Annotated in this window: 24 protein-coding genes; 12 read left to right on the top strand and 12 right to left on the bottom strand. The window is 73.8% G+C overall.

The window, feature by feature from the left end:
• Nucleotides 1-71 precede the first annotated feature (71 nt).
• The 3 genes from LG632_RS15605 to LG632_RS15615 all read right to left on the bottom strand — a co-directional run bounded on the left by LG632_RS15605 (nucleotide 72) and on the right by LG632_RS15615 (nucleotide 4,524).
• On the bottom strand, nucleotides 72-1,625 hold the full coding sequence (locus tag LG632_RS15605; RefSeq protein WP_226727756.1) for a glycosyltransferase: 1,554 nt from the start codon (nucleotides 1,623-1,625) through the stop codon (nucleotides 72-74).
• 221 nt (nucleotides 1,626-1,846) lie between these two features.
• Nucleotides 1,847-3,541, bottom strand: coding sequence for a DUF3152 domain-containing protein (locus LG632_RS30565; protein WP_226727758.1), 1,695 nt, complete (start codon nucleotides 3,539-3,541; stop codon nucleotides 1,847-1,849).
• A 5-nt stretch (nucleotides 3,542-3,546) separates the two neighbouring features.
• Nucleotides 3,547-4,524 (bottom strand): alpha/beta fold hydrolase, encoded by a 978-nt coding sequence (locus tag LG632_RS15615; RefSeq protein ID WP_226727761.1) that lies wholly within the window; start codon nucleotides 4,522-4,524, stop codon nucleotides 3,547-3,549.
• Nucleotides 4,525-4,643: 119 nt separating this feature from the next.
• Here LG632_RS15615 and LG632_RS15620 point away from each other — a divergent pair, with 119 nt between their 5' ends.
• From LG632_RS15620 to LG632_RS15635, 4 genes are all read left to right on the top strand, one after another.
• The gene (locus LG632_RS15620; RefSeq protein WP_226727763.1) at nucleotides 4,644-4,859 is read left to right on the top strand and encodes an Rv3202a family protein; all 216 of its coding nucleotides are present in this window, start codon (nucleotides 4,644-4,646) and stop codon (nucleotides 4,857-4,859) included.
• Nucleotides 4,860-5,050: 191 nt separating this feature from the next.
• Complete coding sequence (locus LG632_RS15625) at nucleotides 5,051-5,692, top strand: TetR/AcrR family transcriptional regulator (protein WP_226727765.1); 642 nt, start codon at nucleotides 5,051-5,053, stop codon at nucleotides 5,690-5,692.
• Nucleotides 5,693-5,818: 126 nt separating this feature from the next.
• The gene (locus LG632_RS15630; RefSeq protein WP_226727768.1) at nucleotides 5,819-6,046 is read left to right on the top strand and encodes a DUF3107 domain-containing protein; all 228 of its coding nucleotides are present in this window, start codon (nucleotides 5,819-5,821) and stop codon (nucleotides 6,044-6,046) included.
• 119 nt (nucleotides 6,047-6,165) lie between these two features.
• Nucleotides 6,166-6,468: a hypothetical protein gene (locus LG632_RS15635; protein ID WP_374203489.1), complete on the top strand. Its 303-nt coding sequence runs from the start codon at nucleotides 6,166-6,168 to the stop codon at nucleotides 6,466-6,468.
• A 100-nt stretch (nucleotides 6,469-6,568) separates the two neighbouring features.
• Here LG632_RS15635 and LG632_RS15640 read toward each other — a convergent pair whose 3' ends face one another.
• A complete protein-coding gene (locus LG632_RS15640; RefSeq protein ID WP_226727771.1) occupies nucleotides 6,569-7,315 on the bottom strand; it encodes a ferritin-like fold-containing protein in 747 nt (248 codons plus the stop codon).
• A gap of 459 nt (nucleotides 7,316-7,774) precedes the next feature.
• On the opposite strand from LG632_RS15640, the gene LG632_RS15645 reads away from it, so the two are divergent.
• From LG632_RS15645 to LG632_RS15655, 3 genes are all read left to right on the top strand, one after another.
• On the top strand, nucleotides 7,775-9,655 hold the full coding sequence (locus LG632_RS15645) for a DEAD/DEAH box helicase (RefSeq protein ID WP_226727774.1): 1,881 nt from the start codon (nucleotides 7,775-7,777) through the stop codon (nucleotides 9,653-9,655).
• A gap of 141 nt (nucleotides 9,656-9,796) precedes the next feature.
• Nucleotides 9,797-10,669 carry an alpha/beta fold hydrolase gene (locus LG632_RS15650; protein WP_226727775.1) on the top strand — a complete coding sequence of 291 codons (873 nt, stop codon included), beginning with the start codon at nucleotides 9,797-9,799 and terminating at the stop codon, nucleotides 10,667-10,669.
• Between the two features lie 95 nt (nucleotides 10,670-10,764).
• Nucleotides 10,765-10,917 carry a DUF8834 family protein gene (locus LG632_RS15655; RefSeq protein ID WP_226727777.1) on the top strand — a complete coding sequence of 51 codons (153 nt, stop codon included), beginning with the start codon at nucleotides 10,765-10,767 and terminating at the stop codon, nucleotides 10,915-10,917.
• Nucleotides 10,918-11,021: 104 nt separating this feature from the next.
• On the opposite strand, the gene LG632_RS15660 is transcribed toward LG632_RS15655, so the two are convergent.
• From LG632_RS15660 to LG632_RS15675, 4 genes are all read right to left on the bottom strand, one after another.
• Nucleotides 11,022-11,627, bottom strand: coding sequence for a MarC family protein (locus tag LG632_RS15660; protein WP_226727778.1), 606 nt, complete (start codon nucleotides 11,625-11,627; stop codon nucleotides 11,022-11,024).
• 167 nt (nucleotides 11,628-11,794) lie between these two features.
• Nucleotides 11,795-12,661: a PHP domain-containing protein gene (locus tag LG632_RS15665; RefSeq protein WP_226727779.1), complete on the bottom strand. Its 867-nt coding sequence runs from the start codon at nucleotides 12,659-12,661 to the stop codon at nucleotides 11,795-11,797.
• A 142-nt stretch (nucleotides 12,662-12,803) separates the two neighbouring features.
• Nucleotides 12,804-13,439: a DUF6758 family protein gene (locus LG632_RS15670; RefSeq protein WP_226727782.1), complete on the bottom strand. Its 636-nt coding sequence runs from the start codon at nucleotides 13,437-13,439 to the stop codon at nucleotides 12,804-12,806.
• An 84-nt stretch (nucleotides 13,440-13,523) separates the two neighbouring features.
• Nucleotides 13,524-14,108, bottom strand: coding sequence for a suppressor of fused domain protein (locus LG632_RS15675; RefSeq protein WP_226727785.1), 585 nt, complete (start codon nucleotides 14,106-14,108; stop codon nucleotides 13,524-13,526).
• Nucleotides 14,109-14,479: 371 nt separating this feature from the next.
• Between LG632_RS15675 and LG632_RS15680 the strand changes: the two genes are divergently transcribed.
• Together LG632_RS15680 and LG632_RS15685 are read left to right on the top strand one after the other, a co-directional pair.
• Nucleotides 14,480-15,595: a magnesium and cobalt transport protein CorA gene (locus LG632_RS15680; protein WP_226727787.1), complete on the top strand. Its 1,116-nt coding sequence runs from the start codon at nucleotides 14,480-14,482 to the stop codon at nucleotides 15,593-15,595.
• 17 nt (nucleotides 15,596-15,612) lie between these two features.
• Nucleotides 15,613-16,128, top strand: coding sequence for a hypothetical protein (locus tag LG632_RS15685; protein ID WP_226727790.1), 516 nt, complete (start codon nucleotides 15,613-15,615; stop codon nucleotides 16,126-16,128).
• A 19-nt stretch (nucleotides 16,129-16,147) separates the two neighbouring features.
• On the opposite strand, the gene LG632_RS15690 is transcribed toward LG632_RS15685, so the two are convergent.
• A complete protein-coding gene (locus tag LG632_RS15690) occupies nucleotides 16,148-16,972 on the bottom strand; it encodes a hypothetical protein (protein WP_226727793.1) in 825 nt (274 codons plus the stop codon).
• A gap of 197 nt (nucleotides 16,973-17,169) precedes the next feature.
• On the opposite strand from LG632_RS15690, the gene LG632_RS15695 reads away from it, so the two are divergent.
• From LG632_RS15695 to LG632_RS15705, 3 genes are all read left to right on the top strand, one after another.
• Nucleotides 17,170-18,438, top strand: coding sequence for a magnesium transporter MgtE N-terminal domain-containing protein (locus tag LG632_RS15695; protein ID WP_226727794.1), 1,269 nt, complete (start codon nucleotides 17,170-17,172; stop codon nucleotides 18,436-18,438).
• A 154-nt stretch (nucleotides 18,439-18,592) separates the two neighbouring features.
• Nucleotides 18,593-19,117 carry a DUF1003 domain-containing protein gene (locus LG632_RS15700; protein ID WP_226727831.1) on the top strand — a complete coding sequence of 175 codons (525 nt, stop codon included), beginning with the start codon at nucleotides 18,593-18,595 and terminating at the stop codon, nucleotides 19,115-19,117.
• A 42-nt stretch (nucleotides 19,118-19,159) separates the two neighbouring features.
• Nucleotides 19,160-20,320, top strand: a complete 1,161-nt coding sequence (locus LG632_RS15705) for an Mrp/NBP35 family ATP-binding protein (protein ID WP_264201849.1) — start codon at nucleotides 19,160-19,162, stop codon at nucleotides 20,318-20,320.
• A gap of 115 nt (nucleotides 20,321-20,435) precedes the next feature.
• Here the strand turns inward: LG632_RS15705 and LG632_RS15710 are convergent, their stop codons facing one another.
• The 3 genes from LG632_RS15710 to LG632_RS15720 form a co-directional block, all read right to left on the bottom strand.
• Nucleotides 20,436-21,179, bottom strand: a complete 744-nt coding sequence (locus LG632_RS15710; protein WP_226727798.1) for a hypothetical protein — start codon at nucleotides 21,177-21,179, stop codon at nucleotides 20,436-20,438.
• A gap of 47 nt (nucleotides 21,180-21,226) precedes the next feature.
• Nucleotides 21,227-21,664, bottom strand: a complete 438-nt coding sequence (locus LG632_RS15715) for a sec-independent translocase (protein WP_226727801.1) — start codon at nucleotides 21,662-21,664, stop codon at nucleotides 21,227-21,229.
• A 94-nt stretch (nucleotides 21,665-21,758) separates the two neighbouring features.
• A complete protein-coding gene (locus LG632_RS15720; RefSeq protein ID WP_226727803.1) occupies nucleotides 21,759-23,114 on the bottom strand; it encodes a S1C family serine protease in 1,356 nt (451 codons plus the stop codon).
• Nucleotides 23,115-23,149 lie beyond the last annotated feature (35 nt).

The raw sequence follows: 23,149 nt of genomic DNA on the forward strand, positions 1-23,149 counted from the left end.
GTGTCGCGGCTCCGGCGCCCCGCGGTGCCGTGGTCCCTGCGGCGCGGGGTCCGGCCCTTGCCAGGTCGTGGTCATACGGCGGCCTCCGGGGCTGCGGCCCAGGTCGGGGTGGTCCAGTGGCCCGGGACGCGGGCCTCCGGCGGGGCGGCGAAGGGGGTGGCCGCCGGCGCCGGGGCGCGGTGGGCGACCAGGTGCAGGTAGGACTCGTGGAAGGCGGCGACCGTCTGCTCCACGTCGAACAGTTCCAGCGCCCGGGCCCGCGCGGCGGCCCCCAGCCGCTGCGCCCGCTCCGGGTCCTTCAGCAGGGCCAGGCAGGAGTCGGCGAAGGCCTTCGGGTTGCGCGGCGGCACCACCAGCCCGGTGCCGCCCACCACTTCGCGGACCGCCCCGACGTCGGTGGACACGGTGGCCCGGCCGCTGAGCATCGCCTCGACCAGGCCGACGGGGAAGCCCTCGACGACGGACGACAGCACCGCGATCCGGCCCGTCCCGTACGCCTCGGCGGCGGTCGGTGCCTCCGGGCCGCCGAGTTCCTCGAAGCCGACCGGGCTCTCCCCGGCGCTCACCGCGTCCGCGGCCTCGTCGGGGAACAGCTGGGCGGCCAGCGACCGGCAGTCGGCCAGGTAGGCGCGGGCGGCGCCCGTGACGAACAGCCGCAACCGGGCCTGCGGCGCGTGCCGGCGGACTTCCGCGAACGCGTGCAGCAGCCCGATGAGGTCCTTGGCCGGTTCCGCCCTGCCGACCCACACCACGGTGTCCGGGTCGCCCTGTTCGGTGGCCTCGCCGACGGTGGCGAATCGGTCCGCCTCCATCCCCGGGTACACCGTCCGCTGCCGGTCCCGCGGTGCGCCGCACCGCTCCTGCCAGCGCCGTACGTGCGCGTTGCCGGGCGTGAGCAGGTCCGCCTCGCGGTACACCTCGGCGGCCAGCCGCTGGTGGAACCCGGCGAGCAGGGCCCGGACGGCGGGCCGGCCGGCGGGGCCGTGCGGGCCGCGCAGGTAGTGCGCGCGCAGCGGGACGCCGTACTCGGTGACCAGCAGCGGCAGCCCGAAGAAGCGTTTGGCCACCAGTCCGGGCAGGGCCGGCACGCCGCCGCCCGCGGCATGGCAGACGTCGGCGGCGCCCAGCGACTCGTACCAGTCCAGCGACAGCGGGCGCAGCGCCCGCTCCAGCTCGTCGGTGAACGCGAGCAGGTCCGCCACCGTCGCCGCCGCGGCCGTGCGGCTCACGCCCGGGACCCGGCAGGCGGCCTCGACCACGCGCAGGGCGGGCTCCGAGCGCAGGGCCGCGCCGAGCCCGCCGTGGTCGCGGGCGAGGCCGGCCAGTCCGTGGAGCCCGTCGGTGAAGGCGGGGCCGTCGGCGGCGCAGACGCCGGTCATCAGCCGGCCCAGGTGCTCCGCGAACCGCCGGCGCGCCCGGCGGCCCGGCCGCCGCCGGGCGCGGCCCTCGGGCGGGGCCCACAGCTCGGCCGTGTGTGCGACGACCGCCCGCTCCGCCCCCGCCTCGGGGTGCGGGCCGGGCTCGTGGTGCATCGCGTAGAGCTCGAACTCGTGCTGCGGAAGCCCGCGCACGAGCCGGTCGCACCACAGCCTGCTCTCACCCGTGGTGAGCAGTCCGATCCGCACCGGCGACACCCCCGTTCTCCCGTTGAGGCGGTCACCGTCGGCCCGGCGACCCGCCGCGGGGAGAACTCAAGCGGATGTGCCGGTGGCGCGACGGACGGTTGTCCGCCGCGCCACCGGAAGGGGTGAAGAGTCGTAACTTTCCCGTACGGGTCGCGTTCGACCGCGCTAGCCGCACCCGGCGGGCCGGGGCGACGGCCGGGGCCACGACGGCGGCCCGGGCCTCACTCGCCCGGGTACACCCAGGGGTTGGGCCTGCACTTGACGCCGTCGATGTCGAGCGACTTGGTCTGCTGCTGCATGATCGGCGCGAGCGCGCCGGGCGTGCGGCAGTTCACGTGGCCGTGGCCGAGCCGGTGGCCGACCTCGTGGTTGATGAGCATCTGCCGGTAGGCGAACATCTGCTCCTGGCCGAACGTCGGCGAGCCCTGGGCCCACCGGAAGGCGTTGATCATCACGCGGTCGGTGGCGGCGGAGTCGCAGGAGACGTTGTCGACGGTGGTGTCCAGGCCGGACTTGGCGCACCAGACGCCGGTGGTGCCGGGGCTGGCCAGGGTGATCACGAAGTCGACCTCGCCGGACGGCACCCGCTCGAAGCTCATCGCGCCGTCGTGCGCCCAGCTCCTGGGGTCGTTGAGGGTGCGCTGGACGGCTTCGGCGAAGAGGTCCCCGTCCAGGCCGAGGCCCTGCTCGACGTCGACGCGGTAGCGGACCGCCTGGCCCTTGCCGGGCCCCTTGGCGCCGGTCTGCACGGTGTCGAACGTGTTCGGGCCCTTGAGCCCGCCGTCGAGCGCGAACACCTCGGCCATCTTCTGCTCGTACGTCTTCTCCGGCGGGGCCTGCGGGGGGACGGCCTGGGCCGGGGGCGGGGTCGGGGTCGGCCGGTCGTCGGAACGGGAGGCCGGCGAGCGGCCGGGCGCGGCTCGGTCGCGCGCGTCGTCGCCGGGCGCGTGGGCGCTCAGCGGGCCGCCGTCGCCGTCCAGGGCGGCCTGCCCGGCGACGACCACGGCGAGCACCGTGGTGACGGCGGCCGCCGCCACGCCGGTGTACCTGGCGATCTTCCCGCCGCGGTGGACCGGCTTCGGCTGCCGCTGCGCCTCGGTCGCGGGAGCGGTCCCGGGAGCGGTCCCGGTGGCCGCCTCGGTGGCCGTCTCGGGCGCTTCGGCCGGGGCCGGGATCCGGCGGTGGGCGCCGGTGGAGGTGACGGGGTCCGCTCCGGCGGGCCTGGCCGTCGCCGCCGTGCGCTGCCCGGGCAGGGTGACCCGGGGCACCCCGCGCCAGTCGCCGTAGCGGGCGCCGGCGTCCTGGTGACCGGGGCCGTGGACGGGCGCGGCGCCCCAGACGTCGTCGGGGTCGGCCAGGTCGGGGCCGGGGGCGCGGCCCCGGCCGGGGCCCGGTTCGTCGTGCTGCGGGTGGCCTGCGGAGGTGTCGCGGTCGCGGGTGCCGTACGACGCGGTGCCGTAGGAGTGGTGGGCGTCGTACGGGTCGTGGGCGTCGTACGGGTCGTAGGAGGCCGGGGCGAAGGCGTCGTACGCGGGCCCGTGGGCCGGGGCGAAGGCGTCGTAGGACGGCCCGTGGGCCGGGGCGAAGGCGTCGTAGGACGGCTCGGGGGCCGGGGCGAAGGCGTCGTAGGACGGCTCGTACGACGGCTCGTACGACGGGGCGAAGGCCTCGTGGGAGCCCGGGTAGGACGCCCCGTACCCGAGGTCGAACGGCGGCGGAGCCTGCTGGTACTGCTGCTGAGCCTGCTGGTACTGCGGGGGAGCCTGCTGGTACTGCGGCGGAGCGTGGTGGTGGTAGGGGTCGTGGCCCGCCTCGGGTGCGGCGGGCCGGCGACTGCCGCCCGGGGCGGCCGCCGGTTCCGGCTCCGGGGTGCGGGGCCGGGCCGGGGCCGGGTTTTTGCGACTATGTCGTCCCACCGCTGTCAGCCCTCGCCGTCCCGGCGCGCGGCCGTGTCCCGGAGCAGGTCACGGAAGGCCGACGCCACGATCTCGGGGTACTCCATCATCGCCACGTGCCCGGCGGCGGGCAGGCACACCAGCCGGGAGCCGCGGAAGGCGGCGGCCGCCTTGTGGGCCATGCGGTACGAGACGAGCTGGTCCCGGCCGCCGTAGACGAGCAGGGTCGGGGCGAGCACGCGGCCCGCCTGGCGCCACAGTCCGTGCTGGCCGCCGAGCGTGTACGCGTCGACGATGCCGCGCGAGGACCGGGTCATGGCCTCCCAGAAGTGGGGCAGCGCCATGCGGCGTTCCATCTCCTCGACGGCGTGGCGGAAGGCCTCCGGCGTCACCTGGGAGGGGTCGCCGTAGCAGAGCCCCATCACGCCGCGGGTGCGCTGTTCCGCCGTCAGGTCCCGGGTGAGCCGGGAGAAGAAGGGGCCCGCGCCGGGCAGCGCGAGCAGGGCGGTCGGCACGGCCGACCTCTGCACCCGCAGTTCCGGCAGCGCCGGCGAGACCAGGGTGAGGGTGCGCACGAGGTCCGGGCGGACGGCCGCGACCCGGGTGGCGACGGCCCCGCCGAGGGAGTTGCCGAACAGGTGCACGGGTCCGCGGCCGGCGGCGTCGAGGTGCCGGATCACCGCCCGGGCGAGGCCGGTGACGGAGTAGTCGCGGTCGGCGGGCGGCGGCGAGTCGCCGAAGCCGGGCAGGTCGACGGCCTCGCCGTCGAGGCTGTCCTCGAGCTCGGCCATCAGCGCCGACCAGTTCTGCGAGGAGCCGCCGAGTCCGTGGACGAACAGGGCGGGCGGCAGACCGGTGCGGGCGGGCGGACGGGACCGGACGGTGAGCGTCAGCCCGGGCAGCGCGACCCGGCGCAGCTGCTCCCCCTCGGCCACCCGGACCGCGTTCACCTGGGAGGTCACGGTGGCGGCGGCCCGTACACCCGGCAGCTCGGTCGAAGACATGGGGGCAATGTTACGAGACGATCACGCCCGAACCGCTGTGTTCGCGGTCACAGGTCCGCATAGCGCTGCCTTGCGCCACCTCCTAGGCTCGTACTGAGCGATGGAAAGAGGGGAGCGGTATGAGTGTCGACCCTGACGAGCCGGAAACCTTCCTGGACGAGGTCCCGGACGCGCTGGACGCGGAGGCGCCCGAGGCGGACGCCGCGGAGCAGCACACCGAGCTCAGCCCGCGCGGCGACGACCCGCTCACGGGGCGCGAGTCCGCGGAGGCCGCGGACGCCGACGCCGCCGAGCAGGCCAGAGTGGTGACGCTCGACGAGGAGGAGTACCGCTGACGGGCGGCGGACGAGGTCGCAAGCCCCGGCCCGGCCGTGCTCGGGCCGGGCGCTGACCAGGCCGGGAGCGTCCCCGGCGACCGTCCGCACCGCGAGAAATCTCGGTCCGGACCCCCCAGATTCGGTTACCGAAAAGTACGATGGCGGCCGGCGCACAGCGCACTGTGTTCTTAGAGAAAGTGGGAGGCGGCGTGACAGCCATCGAGCAGACCGAGGCGGCGCGCCCGCGGGGCACGCGACTGCCGCGCCGAGCCCGACGCAACCAGCTGCTGGGCGCGGCCCAGGAAGTCTTCGTGGCGCAGGGGTACCACGCGGCGGCGATGGACGACATCGCCGAGCGCGCCGGGGTCAGCAAGCCCGTGCTCTACCAGCACTTCCCCGGCAAGCTCGACCTCTACCTGGCGCTGCTGGACCAGCACTGCGAGGCGCTGCTGCAGGCGGTGCGCGGGGCGCTCGCCTCGACGACGGACAACAAGCTCCGCGTCGCGGCGACCATGGACGCCTATTTCGCTTACGTGGAGGACGAGGGCGGCGCGTTCCGCCTGGTCTTCGAGTCCGACCTGACCAACGAGCCGGCGGTGCGGGAGCGGGTCGACCGGGTCTCGCTGCAGTGCGCGGAGGCGATCTCCGACGTCATCGCGGAGGACACGGGGCTGTCCAAGGACGAGTCCATGCTGCTGGCCGTGGGCCTGGGCGGGGTGTCGCAGGTGGTGGCCCGCTACTGGCTGTCGAGCGAGAGCCCGGTCGAGCGGGACACGGCGGTGTCGCTGCTGACCTCCCTGGCCTGGCGCGGTATCGCCGGCTTCCCGCTGCACGGCAGCGAAGGCCACTGACGGCCGCGGGGCGCTGTTCGCTCGCAGCGTGTCCGCCGTAGGCATGTGGTGTCCTCTCTCCGGGCTAATGTGGGCGGCGTACGGCGCGGACAGTCGCGCGAACCGGACCGTCGGAGGGACATAGCCGTGGAGGTCAAGATCGGCGTGCAGCACGCACCCCGCGAGATCGTGCTGGAGAGCGACCAGGGCGCCGAGGAGCTCGAGGCGGTCGTCGCCGACGCCCTCTCCGGGAAGACGTCGCTGCTGAGCCTGACCGACATCCGGGGCCGCAAGGTGCTGGTGCCGGCGGACCGCCTCGCGTACGTCGACCTGGGCGAGCCCACGCAGCGCAAGGTCGGCTTCGGCGCCGTCTGAGAAGCGGCCGAACTGCTGTGACACGGCCCGGTGGTTGTTCCACCGGGCCGTTTCCGTTTCTTCCGCTTCGGGTAGGACCGCAGTGATCCGGTTGGCCCCTGACGCATGGGAGGGACCTCATGCTGCTGTTGGAGGCGCTCGGCGCCGCTGTGCTCGGCCTCGCCCTGTCCGGCCTGGCCGTCAGAGCGCTGGCCCGGCGGCTGCCCGCCGCGTGGACGGTGCTGGTCAGCGGTGTGGCCGGAGCGCTCTTCGGGGCGTACCTCACGCATTTCGCCCTCGGCCCGGGTCACCACACGCTCACCGCCACGCTGGTGGGCGCCGTCCTGGTCTCGGCCGTGGTGCTGTCCCTGCTGCTGCGCCCGGCGGCGGGAGCGGGGCGAGCCGCCCGCAGGGCTCCGTTTTCGCTTCCGTCGGGGGGCTGACGGCGGGTCGGGCCGGCCCTCCTGACACACGGCGGCCCCGGCGGACGTGGTCCGCCGGGGCCGTCGTCGCAGCACGGGCGCGGGGCCCGTACGGGCCGCGTCAGGCCGCGAGGCCGAGGGCCGCCATGCGCTTGGTGTGGGCCTTGGTGATGCGGGCGAACATCTCGCCCACGGCCGCCAGGTCGAAGCCGGCCGCCATCCCGTCGACGCCGCCGACCAGCATGGTCGACAGCGCGTCGCGCTCGGCGACGACCCGCTGGGCCTGCGAGAGCGCCTCGCCCATCAGCCGCCGCGCCCACAGGGCGAGCCGGCCGCCGACCCGAGGGTCGGCCTCGATCGCGGCGCGCACCTTCTCCACGGCGAAGTGGCCGTGCCCGGTGTCGTCCAGCACGCCCAGCACCAGGGCGCGGGTGTCGGCGTCCAGGTGGGTGGCCACCTCGCGGTAGAAGTCGCTGGCGATCGAGTCGCCGACGTACGCCTTGACCAGGCCCTCCAGCCAGTCCGAGGGAGCGGTCTGGCGGTGGAAGTCGTCCACGCCCTTGGCGAAGGGCTCCATCGAGGCGGTCGGCTCGGCGTCGATCGCGGTCAGCCGGTCCCGCAGCCGCTCGAAGTGGTGGAACTCGGCAGAGGCCATCTTCGCCAGCTCCGCCTTGTCGGCGAGCGTCGGCGCGAGCTTCGCGTCCTCGGCGAGCCGCTCGAAGGCCGCGAGCTCGCCGTACGCCAGCGCGCCGAGCAGGTCCACGACGGCGGCCCGGTACTGCGGGGAGGCGGAGGCCTGGTCCCAGGACTGGGCGGCGATTCCGGTGAGCCCCTCGTCGGCGGGCGATGCGTTATCTACGGTCGACATGCTCCGCACAATAGCCCGCCGGGCGGGCCCGGGAAGCACCTGGTCAGTCACGGTCCGGACGCCGACGTGATGAATTCGCCGGACACACCTGCGGGATTTCGGGGTACAGTGCTATAGCGCCTGCCGAATACTCGGCGGGCCATCCGAATGAGGATGCCCGGTCGGTGGCCCGATCGGCTCCAACCGACCGCCCTCCGCGTGGTTGCACGTTCGTGCGTGCCACTGCCACGAGGGGCCCCCTCAGCGGCACGAGCGCTTGAGCGAAGGCAGTGGTCCCGCGCAGCTTCGTACGTAGTAGTACTGCAAGCCAGGCACGGTACGACCCCCCTCTCGCCGCCTCGCGCCGCGTCTCACAGAAGAGGCAGCACCCTGACTACGTTCCGAGACCTCGGGATCTTTCCCGAGACCGCCGAAGCCCTTGAAGCCGTCGGCATCGTGTCCCCCTTCCCCATCCAGGAGATGACCCTTCCCGTCGCCCTCTCCGGCACGGACGTCATCGGCCAGGCGAAGACCGGTACCGGCAAGACGCTGGGCTTCGGCCTCCCCCTCCTGGAGCGTGTCGTCGTCCCCGCGGACGTCGAGGCCGGCCGGGCCAGGCCCGAGCAGCTGACCGACTCCCCGCAGGCCCTCGTCGTCGTCCCGACGCGCGAGCTGTGCACCCAGGTGACGAACGACCTGCTCACCGCGGGCAAGGTCCGCAACGTCCGCGTCCTGGCCATATACGGTGGCCGCGCGTACGAGCCCCAGGTCGAGGCGCTGAAGAAGGGCGTCGACGTGATCGTCGGCACCCCCGGCCGCCTGCTGGACCTCGCCGGCCAGAAGAAGCTCGACCTCTCGCGCGTCAAGGCCCTGGTCCTGGACGAGGCCGACGAGATGCTCGACCTGGGCTTCCTGCCCGATGTCGAGAAGATCATCAACCTGCTGCCGGCGAAGCGCCAGACGATGCTGTTCTCGGCGACCATGCCGGGCGCCGTCATCGGCCTCGCCCGCCGCTACATGTCGCAGCCCACGCACATCCGCGCCACCGCGCCGGACGACGAGGGTGCGACGGTCGCGAACATCACGCAGCACGTGTTCCGCGCCCACTCGATGGACAAGCCGGAGATGGTCGCCCGGATCCTGCAGGCCGAGGGCCGCGGGCTCGCGATGATCTTCTGCCGGACCAAGCGGACGGCGGCCGACATCGCCGAGCAGCTGGAGCGGCGGGGCTTCGCCTCCGGCGCGGTCCACGGCGACCTGGGCCAGGGCGCCCGGGAGCAGGCGCTGCGCGCGTTCCGCAACGGCAAGGTCGACGTGCTCGTCTGCACCGATGTCGCCGCGCGCGGCATCGACGTCGAAGGCGTCACGCACGTGATCAACTACCAGTCGCCGGAGGACGAGAAGACGTACCTGCACCGGGTGGGCCGTACGGGCCGCGCGGGCGCGTCGGGTACGGCCGTCACGCTCGTCGACTGGGACGACATCCCGCGCTGGCAGCTGATCAACAAGGCGCTGGACCTGCCGTTCAACGACCCGGAGGAGACGTACTCCACGTCCCCGCACCTGTTCGAGCTGCTGAACATCCCGGCCGGGACCAAGGGCGTGCTGCCCCGGGCCGAGCGCACCCGCGCGGGCCTGGCGGCCGAGGAGATCGAGGACCTGGGCGAGCCGGGTGGCCGCGGGGGACGCGGCCGCCGAGGCGCTGCGGCCCCGGCCGTCGAGGAGCGTCCGGCCCGCACGCGTACGCCGCGCCAGCGGCGCCGCACCCGCGGTGGGGCGGAGGTCGCCCCGGCGGCGGCGCCCGCCGTGGACGCGGCCGAGGCCGTGGCGGCTCCCGTGACGCCGGTGGAGGAGGCGGGGACCGAACCCCGCAAGCCCCGCCGCCGCCGCACCCGCGTCAACGCGACGGCGTCCGTCCCGGCCCAGGCCGAGGCCCCGGCCGCCGTGACCCCGGCCCCCGTCGCGGAGCCCGCGGCGGAGCCCGCGGCGGAGGAGCCGAAGCCGCGCCGGACCCGCACCCGCAAGGTGGCGGAGCCGACGGTCACCGAAGCGGGGACCGCCACCGCGACGGAGGAGCCCAAGCCCCGACGCACCCGCACCCGCAAGGTGGCGGAGCCGACGGTCACCGAGGCCGGGACCGCCACCGCGACGGAGGAGCCCAAGCCCCGACGCACCCGCACCCGCAAGGTGGCGGAGCCGGCGGTCACCGAGGCCGGGACCGCCACCGCGACGGAGGAGCCCAAGCCCCGACGCACCCGCACCCGCAAGGTCGCCGAGGCGGCCCCGGCGGAGGCGACCGAGGCCACGGCCCCGCGCCGCCGCACCCGCACCCGCAAGGCCGCGGACTCCCCGGAGTCCTGACCCACCCCGACGGCCCCGCCCTTCCCCAGGAAGTGCGGGGCCGCCGCCGTACCCGGGCCCCCCGCGGCGAAGCCGGAAGTGCTCCGGCCGGGCGCGCAGGGTGCGGACCGCGCGGGGTTACGGGCCGGTAGCCTCGGGGGCATGAGTAAGCCTCCCCTCCTGGACCTGCCTGGATCCGCCCGGGCGTACACCCTCCGCACCGCCCGCGGCGACTTCGCCGTGCACGAGGCCGGCCGGGCCGAGCTCGGGACGGCGTTGCTCGTGCCCGGGTTCACCGGGAGCAAGGAGGACTTCATCGGGCTCCTCGAACCGCTGGCCGCCGCCGGCCACCGCGTCGTCGCCGTCGACGGCCGCGGCCAGTACCAGAGTCCGGGCCCGCGCGACGAGGCGGCGTACGCCCTGGACGAGCTCGCCCACGATCTCCTCGCCCAGGCCGCGGCGCTGCGGGCGGAGGGGCCGCTGCACCTCGTCGGCCACTCCTTCGGCGGTCTGGTCTCGCGCGCCGCCGTCCTCCGCGAGCCGGCCGCGTTCACCAGCCTGACCCTCATGAGCAGCGGCCCCGCCGCCATCACCCCCGACCAGCAGGCCCGCACCAAGCTGCTGATCGCCGCGCTGGAGATGCTGCGCGAGGACATGCCGGCCGTCTGGGAGGCGATGCGCGCGCAGGAGCCGGACGCCGCCCTGGACTCCCCCGAGCTCACGGCCTTCCTGCGCGCCCGCTGGCTGGGCACCGTGCCCGAGCAGCTGATCGCCACCGGCCGGGTGCTGATCTCCGAGGAGGACCGGGTGGCCGAGCTGGCGGAGGTGGACCTGCCAAAGTTGGTCCTGTCCGGCGCCGTGGACTACGCGTGGCCGCTCCCGCTGCTGGACGATATGGCTCAGCGCCTGGGCGCCCGGCGCCAGGTGATCCCCGGCACCGCGCACTCCCCCAACGCCGAGGACCCCGGGGCCACCGCCCGGGCCCTGACGGAGTTCTGGGCGGCGGCCGCCGGCGACCGCCCCGAGCCAAGCTAGTTAGCCAAGGAAAAAATTTCTTTAGCGTAGGGAATGTTTGCGTCCTACACTTCGTTGTCCCCAGTGCGAGGAGAACACCGACGAAGGGAGAAGCCGTGCGCTTCGAGATTCTGCGCCTGGACGACGTCGACGGGGCCGCCGTGGACAGCACCGTCGTGGACGCGGCCTCCGTCAACGGGATCGTGCAGCAGGCCGCCGCGATCGGCCAGCGCATCCTCATCCGCCCGGCCGGGTCCGCGTCCTCCTGACACCTACGCCGAAGGCCCCGCCCGGATCCGATCCGGGCGGGGCCTTCGTCCGTCCGGGACGGCCGGGGCACCCGCTCGCGCGCCCGCGCCGCCCGCGCCCCGCGTCAGGCGCCGCGGACCACCTGGAGCACACCGTTGATGATCTGCTGCACGGCGATCGCGGACAGCATCATGCCGGCCAGCCGGGTCACCAGCACCACACCGCCGTCCTTGATCACCCGGATGATCACCAGCGAGTACCGCATCGTCAGCCACAGCACCACGTGCATGGCCACGATCGCCGTCCACACCGACAGCTGCCCGCCGAACCCGTCCGCCTTCTGCACGGCCAGGATGACCGACACGATCGCACCCGGCCCGGCCAGCAGCGGCATGCCCAGCGGCACGAGCGCGACGTTGACGTCCTTGGTCTGCTTGGGCTCGTCGGTCTTGCCGGTCAGCAGGTCGAGCGCGATGAGCAGGAGCAGCAGACCACCGGCGATCATCAGCGCCGGCACCGACACGTGCAGGTAGTCGAGGATCTGCTGCCCGCAGACACCGAAGACGGCGATCACGCCGAAGGCGACGCACACCGCCTGCCAGGCCATGCGCCGCTGCACCTTCGCGGGACGCCCCGACGTCAGCGCGAGGAAGATCGGCGTGATCCCCGGGGGGTCCATAATCACAAAAAGGGTGAGAAAGAGGGATCCGAAGACAGCAAAATCGAACACGAGGAAGCCTTGCAGGAGTGGTCGTACGAAGGAGGAGGGTCCGCGCACCGGTCGGCGGCGTCCCCCGGGGCGCGGCACCAGCACGCGCAGGCGGCGGCAGCCGCGGGAGGGTGACGGAGGGGACGGGACGACGCGGTGGCCGCGACACGCCCCGCAGGCCCGAGGGCTCAGCCGGCGGCGGGTCCGCCCGCGCCGGGCACGGGGAAGGCGCCGTACGCCCGGCGGGTGATCTCGCCGTAGATCTCCGGGTCGGTGGTGTACTCACCGAGCCGGCAGGTCTTGCGGCTGCCGTGGTAGTCGCTCGACCCGGTGGTCAGCAGTCCCAGCTCCCCGGCGAGGCCGCGCAGCCGCGCGCGGGTGTCCGCGTCGTGGTCCATGTGGTCGACCTCGATGCCGTCCAGCCCGGCGTCGGCCAGCTCGGCTATCGCGCTCTCCGGGACGGTCCGGCCCCGCTTGACGGCCGCCGGGTGGGCGAAGACGGCGACCCCGCCGGCCGCCTTGACCAGCCGCACCGCCTCGAACGGGTCCAGCTCGTGCTTGGGCGCCCAGGCACGGCCGCCGTCGGCGAGCCAGTGCGGGGTGAAGGCGTCCGAGACGGTCGGTACGACGCCCAGCTCGACCAGGGCGGTCGCGATGTGCGGCCGGCCGACCGAGCCGTCGCCGGCGATCCGGGACACCTGCTCCCAGGTGACGGGCACGCCGAGCTCGACGAGCTTGTCGATCATCGCGTGGGCCCGTGGGACCCGGTCGTCCCGCACCAGCTCCCGCTCGCGCGCGAACTCCGGCTCGGCCGGGTCGAAGAGGTACGCCAGCATGTGCAGCGAGACCCCGTCGAGGCGACACGACAACTCGGCCCCGGTGACCAGCGTGAGCCCGGCCGGCAGCGCGGCAAGGGCCTCGGCGTGACCGCGGACGGTGTCGTGGTCGGTGAGCGCGACGACGTCCAGCCCGGCGGCGGCCGCACGGCGCACCAGCTCGGCGGGCGTGTCCGTCCCGTCGGACGCCGTGGAGTGGGCGTGCAGATCGATGCGCACGGCACGGCTCCAGGGTCAGGACGAACGGGGGGACACTCCAGCATAACCGGCCCCACGACCCACCCCAGCGACCGGGCGGGGGCCGCACACGGCCGACCCGGCCCCGGCCGAGCACCGCCCCGGCCCCCGGCCCCCGGCCCCGCTAAAGGATGCGCGGGCTCAGTGCCCCGCAGGGCACCATCTCCACCTCGGCCCCGGCGTCCCGCAGATCCGCCAGTACCAGCTCGTCGTACATCAAGAGCCCCGACTTCTCCGGCCACACCACCGCCCACAGCCACAGCCCGCGCGCCTCGCCCGCGAACACCGCGCGGTCCTCCGGCACCCCCCGCACGTGCCACAGCGGCGTGGGCCGCCCCGCCGCGAGCATCTTCGCCGCGGGCGGTCCCGACACGTCGATGTACGGCCCCGGGTCGGGCCCGTCGATGCCCGCGTACCGCGCGCCGAGCCCCACGCCGAGTTCCTCGGCGACGAGGAGGAGTTCGCCCATGCCCCCGAGCGGTCCGGGCCCCGAGCAGGCCACCGCCGTGGCGCGGGCCCCGCTGCGGTCGTCGCCCGCCTGGGCGACCCCGGTGAAGAGCCACCCCACCGGCAGCGGCCACGGCATCCACACCGGCACCTGGGCCCGCCGCACCACGACGGTGAGGGCCTCGACGCTGGGCGGGATCACGGGTTGCAGGGGGTGAACGGTCCCGTGCACCGCGCACTGCCAGGAGTCGGCGAAAAGACCGGGCGCCCTGACCCGGCCACCGCACTTCGGGCAACTCGGTTCGCCCCTCATAAGAAGCCACGCTCCTCCCCGGCCGCCGCCGCGTCAAGGGACGATCACCCGTCCGGATGCGATGCGTACCCCCGGTGGCGGCGGTCAGTCCAACGCGACGGACGTACGCAGAGGATCCCGCAGATCGGTGCCCCGCGCGAGCCACCGCTCCTGGAGCGCGGCCGCGCCGTGCACCCGCTTCCACGCCGCCTCGTTCGCCGTCATCGGCAGCAGCGGCAGGAACCGGACCGGATCCATCGGCGGATCCAGCTCCAGGTCCTCGACCAGCCCGCCGGACTCGGCCACGAGCACGGAGGAGAACGGCGCCCCGGGCCACAGCGGATCGCCCACGTCCAAGGAGGCGCCCGGCGCCACGACCAGGCCCTCGACCTGAGGCGACGCGGCCAGTACGGCGAGCGGCCGGAGCACCTTGTCGGTGTCGGCCAGCCCCGCCCGTACGGTCAGCACCAGCTCGGCGCGCGGGCCGCGCACCGGGTCGGCGACCATGTCCGTCGGGTCGGTCATGGGGTGCGCGGACATGCCGAGGGTCGCGTAGCGCACGAGGTCCCCGGCGTGGAAGCGGAGCACCTCGATGCGGTCGGTACCGAGGAAGGTGACGGCGGCCCGGGCGTCGGGCTCCCCCAATGCGGAACGCAGCCGGGCCTCGACGACTGCCAGAAGATCTGCCATGTCGCGAGCATAGATCTCATATGAAGCGGGTAAAGCCTGGGTTTTGACCAACTGTCGGCTGATAGTGTTGACCGCTGGTCGGGGCGTGCGTTCGAGATGACTCCCAGCACGGGCTGGTGGAGCCGGTCACGCCCCAGGACACAGGACATCCCCTACGGGGGACCGGCCGGAGGAGGTGGGGCTGCGATGGATCGAAGTCGATCGTGCAGTACCGACCACCCCACCACGGGCGCCTCCCGCCCGGCGCCGTGCTTCTGATCTTGATCTTCTGATCGACACCCGTCCTGTGTCCTTCCGCTGCCTGCCCGTGCGGTCCGGCGGAGGGTCTCCCACCCGTGCGGACCGCAACCGCGCGTGCGAAGGAGCCTGCCATGTCGATGATCCGTGACCTGCGCGCAGTCGTACGTCCCGCGCTGCGCAAGTCCACCCCCGTCCAGCCCGGTTACGACCACACCCGCGACCCCTCGGCGAGCAGCGCGGTGGTGGACTGCGCGGTCTACCGCGACGGCCGCCGCCAGCAGGGCACCACGTGCCTGACCCCGCGTGAGGCGATGCGCCGCGTGCGGGACGAGGGCGGCTTCGCCTGGATCGGCCTGCACGAGCCCACCGAGTCGGAATTCGCCGGTATCGCGGCCGAGTTCGGGTTGCACCCGCTGGCCGTGGAGGACGCGGTCCACGCCCACCAGCGGCCGAAGCTGGAGCGCTACGACGACACGCTCTTCACCGTCTTCAAGACGATCCACTACGTCGAGCACGCCGAACTGACCGCGACCAGCGAGGTCGTGGAGACCGGCGAGGTGATGTGCTTCACCGGCCCGGACTTCGTCATCACCGTCCGGCACGGCGGCCAGGGCTCCCTCAAGGGCCTGCGCCACCGCCTCCAGGGCGACCCCGAGCTGCTGGCCAAGGGCCCGTCGGCGGTCCTGCACTCCATCGCCGACCACGTGGTGGACGGCTATGTCGCGGTGGCGGCGGCCGTGCAGGACGACATCGACGAGGTGGAGAGCGCCGTCTTCGCCGCACCCGCCAAGGGCAGTCCGCGCGGCACCGACGCGGGCCGCATCTACCAGCTCAAGCGCGAGGTGCTGGAGTTCAAGCGGGCGGTCTCGCCGCTGCTGCGGCCCATGGAGCTGCTCAGCGAGCGGCCGATGCGGCTGGTGGACCCCGACATCCAGAAGTACTTCCGGGACGTCGCCGACCACCTGGCGAAGGTGCACGAGCAGGTCGTGGGCTTCGACGAGCTGCTGAACTCGATCCTCCAGGCGAACCTGGCGCAGGCCACGGTCGCGCAGAACGAGGACATGCGCAAGATCACCTCCTGGGCGGCCATCATCGCCGTCCCCACCATGATCTGCGGCGTCTACGGGATGAACTTCGAGCACATGCCGGAGCTGCAGTGGGAGTACGGCTATCCCACGGTCATGGGCGCGATCGTCGGCGCGTGCTTCTTCATCCACCGGGCCCTGCGGCGCAACGGCTGGCTGTAGCCACCTACGCTGTGCGCATGACTGACAGCACCTTCCCGCTGGCCCTCGTCGAGGAGGCCACGAAGAAGTCCGGGCTCATCTGGGTCCGCGGCACCGGGCCCGACCGGGCGCTGTGGCACGCCTGGGTGGACGGCGCGGCGCACGTGCTGGGCGACGGGCCCGGGGAGCAGCCGTTCCCGGGGCTGGCCGACGGCGGCACCGCCGAGGTCACGGTGCGCAGCAAGGACAAGGGCGGCCGGCTGGTGGCGTGGACGGCGGCCGTCCGCGAACTGCCCCCGCGCAGCGAGAGCTGGGAGGCCGCGGTCGCCGAGCTCAAGGGCAAGCGGCTGAACGCGCCGGACTCGGAGGAGATGACCGAGCGCTGGGCGCGGGAGTGCCGGCTGCTGCGGCTGGAGCCCGTGGAGGTCCGCACCGACCTGCCCACGGGGCACCTGGCGGCGCATCCGCTGCCGAGCCCGGCGACGACCCGGCGGCCGGTGCCGGCGGCGCTGCCGAAGCTGCTGCTGAAGCGGAAGAAGGCCGCGCGCGGCTGAGCCGCCCGGCCGGGGCCGCTCATCCGCCCGGGTTCGAGCCCTGCCCGGTGGTGGACTTCTGGTCCGTGCCCGGCTTGGCGGAGGAGCCCGTGCCGGAGCCGCCGGAGCCGCCTGCCTGGTCCTTGGTCGTCGGCAACTGGGAGCCGTAGTCGACCGTCTGGTCCTGGGCCGGCGGGTTGATCTGGAAGGCCTGCCCCCACTCGGCGAGGTCCACCCGGCCGGCGCCGCCGGCGCGCTCCATCCGCAGCGGGTACGGGGTGCCCTGCAGGGAGACCGACAGCTTGCCGCCCTTGCCCTGGTCGGCGGTGACCTGCACGGCCCGGGTCGGGCCGACCTTGGTGTAGTCCTCCACCTTGCTGAGCTTGCCCTCCAGCCCCAGCAGCCCGTCCAGCAGCACGTGCATGTCGGTGAACCCGCGGAACTGCTTGTACGTCGGGTCGCTCTCGGGCACCCGCACGTACTTGTCGGTGAGCTTCCCCGCCGAGGCCGACTGCCCCCAGAAGGCGGCGTCCGCCTTGAGGTAGAGCGCGTCGCCCACCCGCAGCACCTGGAAAGTGTTCTCCGGCGACTTCACCTCGCCCGAACCGCCGTCGGACTTCAGCCGCATGTCGAGCGCGAAGGACTTGCCCCCCACCACGAGGGTCCCGGACAGGTGCACCGAGTCGGCGGCCTTGGCCGCGGCCTGCGCCTTGTCCTCGATCTGGTCGGCCGAGAGCTTGCCGACCCCGTTGGTGCCCTCGTCGGGGTCCGCCCCGCAGCCCGTACCGGTCACGGCCAGGCCCACGCACAGGGCGCCCACGGAGGCGGCCCGGCGGAGCCGAACGGCGGGGAAGTACGCGGTCACGGGCAGGTGCCTCTCGTCGTCGTGGGGGCGGCCGCAGGCAGCGTACCGCCCGGCCGACCGGACCCGTGGCCCGGGCGGACGGCCCCACCAGGGCGGATCCGGGCGGCAGGGGTAGCCTGAGGGTCGGCAGGGACGGCCACGGCCGCCCGCACGACGGTGGACGACGCCGGTGGCATTCGATCGAGGAGGCGCACGGGATGGCAGCAGGCGCCCCGCGGATCTTTGTCTCGCATCTGGCGGGAGTGCCGGTCTTCGACCCCAACGGCGACCAGGTCGGCCGGGTGCGCGACCTGGTGGCGATGCTCCGGGTGGGCGGACGCCCCCCGCGGTTGCTCGGCCTGGTGGTCGAGGTGGTCAGCCGGCGCCGGATCTTCCTGCCGATGACCCGGGTGACGGGCGTGGAGTCCGGCCAGGTCATCACCACCGGCGTGGTCAACATGCGGCGCTTCGAGCAGCGGCCCACCGAGCGGCTGGTCCTCGGCGAACTGCTGGACCGCCGGGTGACGCTCGTGGCCACCGGCGAGGAGGCCACCGTGCTGGACGTGGCCATCCAGCAGCTGCCCGCCCGCCGCGACTGGGAGATCGACAAGATCTTCGTCCGCAAGGGCAAGGGCGGCGCGCTGCGCCGCCGCGGCGAGACGCTGACGGTGGAATGGTCGGCGGTCACCGGTTTCTCCCTGGAGGAGCACGGGCAGGGCGCCGAGAGCCTGGTGGCGACGTTCGAGCAGCTGCGGCCCGCCGACCTCGCCAACGTGCTGCACCACCTGTCGCCCAAGCGGCGCGCGGAGGTGGCCAACGCCCTCGACGACGACCGGCTGGCGGACGTCCTGGAGGAGCTGCCCGAGGACGACCAGATCGAGATCCTCGGCAAGCTCAAGGAGGAGCGGGCCGCCGACGTCCTGGAGGCGATGGACCCCGACGACGCGGCCGACCTGCTGTCCGAGCTGCCCCGCGACGACCAGGAACGGCTGCTGGAGCTGATGCAGCCGGAGGACGCGGCCGACATGCGCCGGCTGCTGTCGTACGAGGAGAACACCGCGGGCGGTCTGATGACGACCGAGCCGATCGTGCTGCGCCCCGACGCCACGGTCGCCGACGCGCTGGCCCGGGTCCGCCAGGCGGACCTGTCGCCGGCGCTGGCGGCGCAGGTGTACGTGTGCCGGCCGCCGGACGAGACCCCGACGGGCAAGTACCTGGGCACGGTGCACTTCCAGCGGCTGCTGCGGGACCCGCCGTTCACGCTGATCAGCTCGATCGTGGACACCGACCTGCCGCCGCTGCGGCCGGACGCCTCGCTGCAGGCGGTGACCAGCTATCTCGCCGCGTACAACATGGTCGCGGTGCCGGTCGTCGACGAGGGCGGTTCGCTGCTGGGCGCCGTCACGGTGGACGACGTACTGGACCACCTGCTGCCGGACGACTGGCGGGAGACGGACTTCCATCCCGAGGAGGTCGTCGGTGGCTGAGGACCGAGGGCAGGAGCAGGCGCGCGAGCGGCGCCGGGAGCAGATCCGGGCCCGCCGGGAGGCCGCCCGGGTGGCGCGCGAGCACGGGCTGGCCGAGCGGGAGCGGGAGCGGCAGGAGGAGGCCGCCGAGCGGGCGCGCCAGCGCACCCCCGTCGTGTCGGGCGCGAGCGCGCTGACGCGGTCGCGGGTGCGGCTGGACGTGCCGCGGCCGGCGCGGCGCCGGCTGCTGCCGCAGTACGACCCCGAGGCGTTCGGGCGGCTGTCGGAGAAGATCGCCCGGTTCCTGGGGACCGGCCGGTTCATCGTCTGGATGACGCTGGTCATCGTGGTGTGGGTGCTGTGGAACATCTTCGCGCCGGACGACCTGCGGTTCGACGAGTACCCGTTCATCTTCCTGACGCTGATGCTGTCGCTGCAGGCCTCGTACGCGGCCCCGCTGATCCTGCTGGCGCAGAACCGGCAGGACGACCGGGACCGGGTCACCCACGAGCAGGACCGCAAGCAGAACGAGCGGTCGATCGCGGACACCGAGTACCTGACCCGGGAGATCGCGGCGCTGCGGATGGGCCTGGGCGAGGTGGCCACCCGGGACTGGATCCGCTCCGAGTTCCAGGACCTGATCAAGGAGATGGACGAGCGGCGGCTGTTCCCGGCGGAACGTGACGAAGGCGACCGCTGAGAGGCTTTCCGGCCGCATGCTACCGAGCCGTACCATCGGGTCATGGCTACCGACACAAGCTCCGCCGCCGTGCCCGAGCAGGACGCGATCCTGGACGCGCTGGCGACGGTGAACGACCCCGAGATCAACCGGCCGATCACCGAGCTCGGCATGGTCAAATCGGTGGAGATCGGCGACGGCGGTGCCGTCGCCGTGACGGTCTACCTGACGGTGTCGGGCTGCCCCATGCGCGACACGATCACCAAGAACGTCGCCGAGGCCGTGCGCAAGGTCGCCGGGGTCACCTCCGTCGAGGTCTCCCTGGACGTGATGAGCGACGAGCAGCGCAAGGAGCTCGCGGCGGCGCTGCGCGGCGGCACCGCCGAGCGCGAGGTGCCCTTCGCCAAGCCCGGCTCGCTGACCCGGGTCTACGCGGTCGCCTCCGGCAAGGGCGGGGTCGGCAAGTCCTCCGTGACGGTGAACCTGGCCGCGGCGATGGCCGCGGACGGCCTGAAGGTCGGTGTCGTGGACGCCGACATCTACGGCCACAGCGTGCCGCGCATGCTGGGCGTGGAGGGCCGGCCCACCCAGGTCGAGAACATGATCATGCCGCCGTCCGCGAACGGCGTGAAGGTCATCTCCATCGGCATGTTCACCCCGGGCAACGCGCCGGTCGTCTGGCGCGGCCCGATGCTGCACCGCGCGCTCCAGCAGTTCCTCGCGGACGTCTTCTGGGGCGACCTGGACGTGCTGCTGCTCGACCTGCCGCCGGGCACCGGCGACATCGCCATCTCGGTGGCCCAGCTGGTGCCGAACGCCGAGATCCTCGTGGTCACCACCCCGCAGCAGGCGGCGGCCGAGGTCGCCGAGCGGGCCGGCTCCATCGCCGTGCAGACCCACCAGAAGATCGTCGGCGTGGTCGAGAACATGTCGGGCCTGCCCTGCCCGCACTGCGACGAGATGGTCGACGTGTTCGGCACGGGCGGCGGCCAGCTGGTCGCCGACGGCCTGAGCCGGACGGTCGGCGCCACGGTGCCGGTGCTCGGCCAGATCCCGATCGACGTCCGCCTGCGCGAGGGCGGCGACAACGGCAAGCCGGTGGTCCTGGCCGACCCCGACTCCCCCGCCGGTGCCGCGCTGCGCTCGATCGCGGGCAAGCTGGGCGGCCGTCAGCGGGGCCTGGCGGGCATGTCCCTGGGTATCACGCCGCGCAACAAGTTCTGACCGCGGACGCGGTGAAGGGGCGGGTGGTCCGGTCGGACCGCCCGCCCCTTCGTGTCGCTTCCGGGGCGTCCGCCCCGGCTTGTCCGGCGGCCGTGGCCCGGCCGCTCCGCGACCGTCAGGCGTACCGGCCGGCGATGTCGTCGATGGCGCAGAAGGCGAGCCCGTAGGCGCTCAGGCCGCGCCCGTACGCACCGAGGTGGACGCCTTCCTCGGTGGAGCCGGCCAGTACCCAGCCGAATTCCGACTCGCGGTAGTGGAAGGTCGTGGGCTTCCCGTCGACGGGGAGGGAGAGGGTGGACCAGTCGGAGCCGTCGAGGTCGTCGGCGAGCTCCCAGGCGGTCTCGGTCTGCTGCTCCAGCCAGTCGCTGCGCAGGCTGTGGTCCATCTGGCCGGGCCAGGTGTACGCCAGCAGGCCGGAGCCGGCGAGCCAGGCCGCGGAGGACACGGAGGTGGCCTCCAGCACGCCCGTGCCGTCGCTGCTGCGGCGCAGGGGGTTGCTGGCGACCGTGATCACGACCGCGAAGCGCTCTCGCTCGGCGCCGGTGGCCTCGCTGCGGATGGTGGGCTCGTCGCCGTGGCCGACCGAGCCGTGCTCGACGGTGCCGTCGGCCGCGGTGCCGACCTGCATCAGCCAGCGGGGGCCGGTGAAGGCCTCGTCCAGGCCGTACCAGGGGAAGTCCGCCCGCAGATAGCCCTCGACCGTGCGCCGGGCCGCGGGGACCGCGCGGGGCTCGGCCGGGGCCGGGGCGTCCGCTGCCGGACCGGCCTCGGACTGCTCCGGCGTCGCCTGTTCGTGCGGGGGTACGGCGGGCGCCTCGGCGGGCTGCACCCCCACCCGGCTACTGCTCGTCGTCTCCATCCGAGCAGGATAGCCACCGGAATGCCCGACTCCGGGAAGGTCGTGCCTCAGGTGGCGTCGGCGTCGAACGGGGTGCGCTGCTCGGCCGCGGGCGCGGCGGGCTTCTTCAGCAGGTCCGGGCCGGTGGTGGTGCCGGTGCTCGCCGGGACGGGGGCGGCCGCGGGCTCGGTGCCGTTGACCGCGTCCGTGACCTCGTTCAGCTCCTTGCGCAGGTCGAAGCTGCTGCGGATCTCCTGGAGGTCCTCGTTCTCGTTGAGCTGCTTGCGGATGAACGTCTTGGGGTTCAGGTCCTCGAACTCGAAGTCCTTGAACTCCGGGCCCAGCTCGGTGCGGATGTCCTGCTTGGCGCTCTCGGAGAACGCGCGGATCTTCCGGATGACACCGGACACGTCCTGGATGACCTTGGGCAGCTTCTCCGGACCGAAGATGAGGATGGCGAGCACCACGATCGTGACGAGTTCGAGTGCGCCTATGTCGTTGAACACCTTGCCGCTCCTCGGCTGTCTTCTTCCCGGCCACGACAACGGTACCCGCCCCGGCCTGGGGGACCGTACCGCGCTCCGGGATTCCGCGTGGTCTTCATGAACCGTTCGCCGAGCCGAGCACGAGTTCCAGGGTGCGCTCGCGGCCCGCGCGCACCACGGTCAGGGCCAGGGGATCACCCGGGCGGTGGGCCCGGATCTTGATGATGAGCTCGTCACCGCTGTGCACGAGCCGGCCGTCCACCTTGGTGATCACGTCGCCGTCCAGGATGCCGGCCTTGGCGGCCGGGCCGCCGCTCGTGCGGCTGCCGACCCGGGCTCCGTCGCCGTTCCAGCCCATGTCGAGCGTGACGCCGATGACGGGGTGGGTGGCGCGGCCGGTGCGGATGATCTCCTCGGCGACGCGCTTGCCCTGGTTGACGGGGATGGCGAAACCGAGGCCGATGCTGCCGCCCTGGCGTTCGGAGTCGCCCTTCTCGGCGCCGCGGATGGCGCTGTTGATCCCGATGACCCGGCCGCCGGCGTCGAGCAGCGGTCCGCCGGAGTTGCCGGGGTTGATGGGGGCGTCGGTCTGCAGGGCGTCGACGTAGGAGACGTCCTTGCCGTCGCCCTTGTCGCCGCCGGCGGTGATGGGGCGGCCGGTGGCGCTGATGATGCCGGCGGTGACGGTGTTGGAGAGGTCGAAGGGGGCTCCGATGGCGACGACGGGGTCGCCGACCTTGACGTCCTCGGAGTTGCCGAGCTGCAGGGGGCGCAGCCCCCTGACCCCGTCGACCTTGACCACGGCCAGGTCGTAGCCGGTGTCGCGGCCCACGACGTGGGCGGTGACGGCTTCGCCGGTGCTGAAGGTGACCGTCGTCTCGCGGGCGTCGGAGACGACGTGGTTGTTGGTGAGGATGTGGCCCTGACCGTCGAGGACGAAGCCGGTGCCGGTCCCGTTGCCGGTCCCGCCGCGCACGTGCAGGGTGACGACGCCGGGCAGCGCCGCGGCGGCGATCCCGGCCACGCTCTCGGGCGCCCGCGCGCCCGTGCCGGGCCCGGCCTGCGGCAGCTCCAGCCGGGTGCTGCTGCGCCGCTCGGCCAGGACCCCGAGCCAGCCCCCGATCCCGCCGGCGAGCAGCGCCAGGACGAGCGCCCCGGCGACCACGTGCCGCAGCTCCACCACCCGCCTGACCGGCGGGACGCCGACGTCCACCGAGTGCAGGGGCACCCCGGCCGTGCCCCAGGGGTCGTAACGGCCCGCACTCCCGGGCGCCGCCGCCTCCCCCGCGGTCCCCGCGCCGGGCTCGGCGGACTCGGCGGGCTCGGCGCCCGCGGCGGGCCCGGCGGGCTCGCCGGACTCGGCACCCGCGGCGGGCTCGGCGGGCCCGGTGGGCTGCGGGGGGACGGTGCGGGGCCGGGTCCACCAGTGAGGGGGACGGGCCTGGGTGGTCGGGTCGGTGTCGGACGACATGGGTGATCCCCCCGTGCTCCGCGCGCCCCTCGGCG

Origin of the sequence: Streptomyces antimicrobicus (assembly GCF_020532625.1) — a bacterium.
Lineage (GTDB): Bacteria > Actinomycetota > Actinomycetes > Streptomycetales > Streptomycetaceae > Streptomyces > Streptomyces antimicrobicus.

Bases quoted from the DNA above. Each gene is read 5' to 3' on its own strand.
- LG632_RS15615 (WP_226727761.1), bottom strand. From the start codon at position 4,524: ATGTCTTCGACCGAGCTGCCGGGTGTACGGGCCGCCGCCACCGTGACC.
- LG632_RS15620 (WP_226727763.1), top strand. From the start codon at position 4,644: ATGAGTGTCGACCCTGACGAGCCGGAAACCTTCCTGGACGAGGTCCCG.
- LG632_RS15635 (WP_374203489.1), top strand. From the start codon at position 6,166: ATGCTGCTGTTGGAGGCGCTCGGCGCCGCTGTGCTCGGCCTCGCCCTG.
- LG632_RS15640 (WP_226727771.1), bottom strand. From the start codon at position 7,315: ATGTCGACCGTAGATAACGCATCGCCCGCCGACGAGGGGCTCACCGGA.
- LG632_RS15645 (WP_226727774.1), top strand. From the start codon at position 7,775: ATGACCCTTCCCGTCGCCCTCTCCGGCACGGACGTCATCGGCCAGGCG.
- LG632_RS15650 (WP_226727775.1), top strand. From the start codon at position 9,797: ATGAGTAAGCCTCCCCTCCTGGACCTGCCTGGATCCGCCCGGGCGTAC.
- LG632_RS15670 (WP_226727782.1), bottom strand. From the start codon at position 13,439: ATGAGGGGCGAACCGAGTTGCCCGAAGTGCGGTGGCCGGGTCAGGGCG.
- LG632_RS15675 (WP_226727785.1), bottom strand. From the start codon at position 14,108: ATGGCAGATCTTCTGGCAGTCGTCGAGGCCCGGCTGCGTTCCGCATTG.
- LG632_RS15680 (WP_226727787.1), top strand. From the start codon at position 14,480: ATGTCGATGATCCGTGACCTGCGCGCAGTCGTACGTCCCGCGCTGCGC.
- LG632_RS15685 (WP_226727790.1), top strand. From the start codon at position 15,613: ATGACTGACAGCACCTTCCCGCTGGCCCTCGTCGAGGAGGCCACGAAG.
- LG632_RS15695 (WP_226727794.1), top strand. From the start codon at position 17,170: ATGGCAGCAGGCGCCCCGCGGATCTTTGTCTCGCATCTGGCGGGAGTG.
- LG632_RS15705 (WP_264201849.1), top strand. From the start codon at position 19,160: ATGGCTACCGACACAAGCTCCGCCGCCGTGCCCGAGCAGGACGCGATC.
- LG632_RS15710 (WP_226727798.1), bottom strand. From the start codon at position 21,179: ATGGAGACGACGAGCAGTAGCCGGGTGGGGGTGCAGCCCGCCGAGGCG.
- LG632_RS15720 (WP_226727803.1), bottom strand. From the start codon at position 23,114: ATGTCGTCCGACACCGACCCGACCACCCAGGCCCGTCCCCCTCACTGG.